This is a genomic window from Stenotrophomonas sp. HMWF023 (assembly GCF_003060985.1).
Lineage (GTDB): Bacteria > Pseudomonadota > Gammaproteobacteria > Xanthomonadales > Xanthomonadaceae > Stenotrophomonas > Stenotrophomonas lactitubi.
On record NZ_QAIJ01000027.1, the window covers coordinates 1 to 4,720 of the forward strand.

9 protein-coding genes and 1 pseudogene are annotated in these 4,720 nt (G+C 66.2%); 5 read left to right on the top strand and 5 right to left on the bottom strand.

What is annotated here, in order from left to right; all coding sequences use genetic code 11:
* From DBR20_RS00955 to DBR20_RS00965, 3 genes and pseudogenes are all read left to right on the top strand, one after another.
* Positions 1–293, top strand: a pseudogene (locus tag DBR20_RS00955) (cation transporter); the annotation flags it as partial.
* A gap of 99 nt (positions 294–392) precedes the next feature.
* Positions 393–1,031 (top strand): LysE family translocator, encoded by a 639-nt coding sequence (locus DBR20_RS00960; protein WP_108264879.1) that lies wholly within the window; start codon positions 393–395, stop codon positions 1,029–1,031.
* Positions 1,032–1,135: 104 nt separating this feature from the next.
* On the top strand, positions 1,136–1,309 hold the full coding sequence (locus DBR20_RS00965; protein ID WP_108264873.1) for a DUF1328 domain-containing protein: 174 nt from the start codon (positions 1,136–1,138) through the stop codon (positions 1,307–1,309).
* A 25-nt stretch (positions 1,310–1,334) separates the two neighbouring features.
* Here the strand turns inward: DBR20_RS00965 and DBR20_RS00970 are convergent, their stop codons facing one another.
* The 5 genes from DBR20_RS00970 to DBR20_RS00990 form a co-directional block, all read right to left on the bottom strand.
* On the bottom strand, positions 1,335–1,667 hold the full coding sequence (locus DBR20_RS00970) for an SMR family transporter (RefSeq protein ID WP_108264874.1): 333 nt from the start codon (positions 1,665–1,667) through the stop codon (positions 1,335–1,337).
* A gap of 13 nt (positions 1,668–1,680) precedes the next feature.
* Positions 1,681–2,253 (bottom strand): TetR/AcrR family transcriptional regulator, encoded by a 573-nt coding sequence (locus DBR20_RS00975; protein ID WP_100553076.1) that lies wholly within the window; start codon positions 2,251–2,253, stop codon positions 1,681–1,683.
* Positions 2,254–2,330: 77 nt separating this feature from the next.
* Positions 2,331–3,086 (bottom strand): transporter, encoded by a 756-nt coding sequence (locus DBR20_RS00980; protein WP_108264875.1) that lies wholly within the window; start codon positions 3,084–3,086, stop codon positions 2,331–2,333.
* A gap of 70 nt (positions 3,087–3,156) precedes the next feature.
* Positions 3,157–3,390, bottom strand: coding sequence for a DUF1653 domain-containing protein (locus DBR20_RS00985; RefSeq protein WP_108264876.1), 234 nt, complete (start codon positions 3,388–3,390; stop codon positions 3,157–3,159).
* Positions 3,391–3,402: 12 nt separating this feature from the next.
* On the bottom strand, positions 3,403–3,666 hold the full coding sequence (locus DBR20_RS00990; RefSeq protein ID WP_108264877.1) for a hypothetical protein: 264 nt from the start codon (positions 3,664–3,666) through the stop codon (positions 3,403–3,405).
* A 416-nt stretch (positions 3,667–4,082) separates the two neighbouring features.
* Here DBR20_RS00990 and DBR20_RS00995 point away from each other — a divergent pair, with 416 nt between their 5' ends.
* On the top strand, positions 4,083–4,289 hold the full coding sequence (locus DBR20_RS00995; protein ID WP_108264878.1) for a hypothetical protein: 207 nt from the start codon (positions 4,083–4,085) through the stop codon (positions 4,287–4,289).
* Positions 4,290–4,419: 130 nt separating this feature from the next.
* On the top strand, positions 4,420–4,720 hold a 301-nt coding region (locus DBR20_RS01000), incomplete at its 3' end, for a DUF3011 domain-containing protein (protein WP_146186922.1).

Sequence of the window (4,720 nt, forward strand, 5' to 3'; positions counted from 1 at the left end):
GCATGGGCCTGGCCGCGCTGCTGAACCTGGCCGCGAACGGTTTCTGCCTGTGGCTGCTGACGCCGTATCGCAATGACGACGTGAACCTGGCATCGGCCTGGGAATGCGCGCGCAACGATATCTTCGAGGGCATTTCGGTGGTGCTGGCGGCGGGGCTGGTGGCGCTGTTCGGTGCCGGTTGGCCGGATCTGCTGGTCGCGGTCGCGCTGCTGGTCGTGTTCCTGCGCTCGGCGCTGCGGGTGCTGCGCATCGCGATGGCCGAACTGCGTGCGTCGCGCGTTGCCAGCGGCTGAGCCGCAGCAGCTGTAACCGTCGAATCGACCCTGGACTGTGCATGGTGGTGACAGCCGCTGCGCACTATCCTTGCAGGGATTATTCCGGTGGACGAAGTGATGGCCCTGCATACCTGGTGGTGGTTCCTGGCGACGGTGTTCGTGCTGTGCGGCACGCCGGGTCCGAACATGCTGCACATCCTGGGACGCAGTGTCGGCCTGGGCTTCCGTCGCAGCGTGCCCGCCATGGCTGGTTGCCTGCTGGCGATGCTGCTGGTGCTTGCGGCGTCCGCGGCCGGCCTGAGCGCGGTGCTGCGCTCGTCGCCGATGCTGTTCGATGTGCTGCGCTATCTGGGTGTGGCCTACCTGGCCTGGTTGGGCATCAAGGCCTGGCGGGACAGCTGCCGGCAGGCGCCAGTGGCGGCAGACGTCGATGCAGCGCTGGCGCCGGTGCATGGCGCCTGGGCGGTGTTCCGTGGCGGTCTGCTGGTGGGGCTGAGCAATCCCAAGCTGCTGCTGTTCGCCGCCGCGTTCCTGCCGCAGTTCGTCGACCCCGCGCGTGGCCAGGCCGTGCAGTACACGGTGCTGGTGGCCACCTTCGCTACCTGCGAACTGTTCTGGTACGTGATGTACGCGGCGGGTGGACATGGGCTGCGCCGTTGGCTGGCAAAGCCCTTTGCGCAACGCTGGTTCGAACGCCTGGTCGGCAGCGTGTTTCTCGCCTTCGCAGTGGCGCTGCTGCGCTTCCGGCCGCGCTGAGCCGGATCGTTTCACGCCGCGCCTGCGACCTGTTCACGCGTGTGGCATCGCGGCCTGCCTAACCTGATCGCACCTTCAGTATTCCCGTCAGGGAGAGGATCGACATGATCAAGTGGGCCATCATTTTCGCCGTCATCGGCCTGATCGCCGGTGCGCTGGGTTTCGGCGGTATTGCCGGCGCCGCGGTGGGTATCGCCAAGTTCCTGTTCTGGGCCGGCATCATCATCGCCGTCGTACTTTTCGTGCTCGGCATGACCGTCGCGAAGAAGGTCGCCTAGCCCGGCAGTTCGTGCAGCGGCGCGCTCAATGCGCGCTGCTTTGCGAGAACAGGTTGATGACCAGTACGCCGGCACAGATCAGGCCGATGCCGATCAGTGCCGGTGCATCCAGGCGCTGCTTGAACACCAGCAGGCCGATCAGCGAGATCAGCACGATGCCGACGCCGGACCAGATGGCATAGGCAATGCCGGTGGGGATCGACTTCATCGTCAGCGACAGCAGGTAGAAGCACACACCGTAACCGGCGAGCGCGCCCAGCGTCGGACCGAGGCGGGTCATGCCTTCCGATGCCTTGAGCAGGGAGGTGGCGATCACTTCCAGCACGATCGCGCCGGCCAGGTAGAAATAGGGGTTCATCGCAGTCTCCCGCTCATGCCGGTTCGCACAGCTTCAGTGCCTCCAAGGCCATGGCCTGGGCGTTCTGGCGTTCGTTTTCGTCCAAGGGCCGCCCATAGGCGGTGGCCCAGTAACCATCTGCAACGCAACGCGCGGCGTACAGGCGCGGATCGCAGGCTTCATCCGGAAACTCGGCCAGCATGCCGCGCAGCCACGTGCGCCAGTAGACCAGCAGCGCCGGCTCCAGCATGTTGCCCATGGTGAGCCCGATGTCGTTGATCTGCTCCTGCTGCAGCAGATGTTCGAAATTCACCTGCACATAGGCACGGCTGAAGCCGCCATGGCGCGGCGGGGACTGCCGCAGCACCTCGCGGACCCTGTCCTCGAAGTCGGCAATGAGCGAAGTCAGCGTCGCCTCGATCAGGTCCTGCTTGCTGCCGAAATGATGGAACAGCGCGCCCTTGCTGACACCGGCCGCGTCGGCGACGTCCTGCACGGTGAGGGCTGCCAGCCCATTCTGGCCGATGGTATGGGCGGTCGCGTGCAGCAGTGCCTGGCGCACGCTGTCGGGCGCCTTGCGGCGGGAGCGGGGAGGGGATTCTGGCATGGGGGAACGAAACCGACTGGACGGTATGATTGTAGCGCGAGGGCGATGAGCCCGACGCGCACGATCAGCTCATGAGGTCACTGCAGATAGAACGCGATGCCGGTGCCGAGCTGCAGGTCGGGGCTGTTGCGATTGAGGCCGAGATCGAAAGAGGCGTCCAGCTGCACGTTCGGCCGCAGCATCCAGGTCAGGCCTGCACCGGCGACGGCCTGGTCGGGTTGCTGGTTGGCATGGGTAAAGCCGGCTTCGAGATAGGTGCCAAGCCGCTCGGTCACGCTCAGCGAGAGGCTTGGCGACCAGGTCGTGCTGCGCTGGCCCGCGCCGCGCTGATGGCTGCCATACAGCGCGCCGCTCCAGCGGTCGCTGAAGGTGTGCTCGACGCTGGCGGCCAGCGCGTACTGACGCCCGTCGCTGAAGGCGGCATCGCCACGCGCGATCACACCGCTGGCCAGCAGCGCCCAGGCCGTGCGCTCGGTACTGCCGGGACCTGCCCATTTCACTCCGACGGTGCTGTCGCCGGCGCCGCGCTGCTGCGTGCGTGGCATGTCAGGGCCACGTTCGCGCTGGCGCTGCCACGGCGTGGACGCCAGCTGCAGTTCCCAGCCCGGCGCCAGCCCGGTGCGCAGCAACAGGTCGCTGGACAGCGATGTCGTACGCAGGCCGTCGCGATCACGATCACGTTGGTAGCTGGGCAGGCCCACTTCGACGGCAAGGCCACCACGCGGCACCGTGTCAGTGCCGAAGCCGATGCCGGGACGGTCGAAGCTGGGAGGTTCTGCGGCCAGCACCGGGGCGCTGGCCAGTGACAGGGCGATCAACAGAGTGTGGCGCATGCGGGTTCCGTCTCGCAGGGGGGCTTCAGAATGCGCGGTGATGCCGTGCGCGCGGCGTGAGCCGCGCCGTTCAGTCGCCGATGCGGGCGAAGCGTGCCTGCGGGCCGTGCTCGCCGGGCACCTGTTCAATGAACATCGGATAGGGCCGCACCCATAGGCCGCCTTCGCCGTACAGGGCGCGATAGAGCACCATCGGCTGCAGCGTTTCACTGCTGCGGACGATGTCGATCACCTCGTACTCGCCACCTTTGAAGTGGCGGTAGCGGCCGGGCGCCAGCGCCGGCAGCGGGGACAGATCGGTCATTGGCGGCATCCGTTACCTGCGCGCCGGCGACGCCGGGGTAGCGCAGTAGGCGTCGATGGCTTCGGCGGTGTTGGCCAGGCCCTGTGCCTGTGCCAGTTCCCACGGGCGCTCGCAGCGCTGGCTGTGCTCGCACCACTGATAGCCGGCCGAACCGATGCACCCGTGTGCATCGCGATCACCACCAACCACGGGTGTGGAGGCGTCATGGGTGACCGGTTTTTCCGGGCTGGCACAGGCGGCCAGGGCCAGCAGCGGGATCAGGAACAGGACTTTCATGGGTGCGGCTCCGTGCCGTAAATCGACATTTTGTTCGGTCCCCGCAGCAGCGGCAAGCATTGCTGGCCAATCCTCAACTCAACGATGCGCGGACCAGTTCCTCGATCAGTACTACGTAGCTGGCGGCAAAATAGAACTTCAGCAGCGTCGAACGCTGCAGTGGAAGCGAGGTGCGCATGTGGAAGGGGCCCCTGTTGATGACGATAGTGTGAAGCGCGGCTGACTCCGTGACAAGGGTCACGGAATGAGTTCCCTAAATGGCCTCAGGGATGTGATGGAGGGCGCTTTCTTAGGGGCTGGTAGGGAGTTTTCGGATAAATCCGATAGGTCTTCCCCGGGGCGCTGGCTAGGCTGGTCGGGTATCGGAGATCGGCCTTGCGCCGGTTCCGGATTCCCCAGAAACGCAGGAGCCCACCATGGTCATCACTGTCCAATGCACCGCCCAGCGCTGGTCCGTCCTGGATCCGCAGACACGAGCGACCGAGGTGTTCAGCACCGGTGCGGCCGCCTTCGACGCCGCTGCCTCGCGGGCCAGCGAGCACCACCGCCGTACCGGCCAGCACAGCACCGTGCGCGTTGAAGCACTGGGCGCCGCGGTCGACGCGCTGCACTTCGGCCGCTGAGCCGCCGCAGCCGCAGTCAGTTGCGGTTGGGTTGGTTGAATGGGGGAAAAACCGCCGTCGCGGCTCCCTCTGTGCGCCACGCCGAGAATCCCCGATGCTTGCCTCCACCGTATTCACCTGGAGACGAGGGATGGGCAAGGGACTCACTTGGCGCACCGTGGCGTGCACCCTGTTGCCGATGATGGCTGCCGCTGGCGGCGTGCAGGCGCAGAACTATGGCTACGACGATCGCTACGATGATCGTGGCGGCAATGGCATCGTGCGCTGCGAATCGATCAAGAACCGCAGCAACGAGTGCCGGCTGGAAGGGCGCGCGCGCATGATCCGCCAGTTGTCCGGCTCCCCCTGTGTGGAAGGTGAGACCTGGGGCCAGTCCCGTTACGGTGTCTGGGTTACCCAAGGCTGCCGTGCCGAATTCGTCGGTGAATACC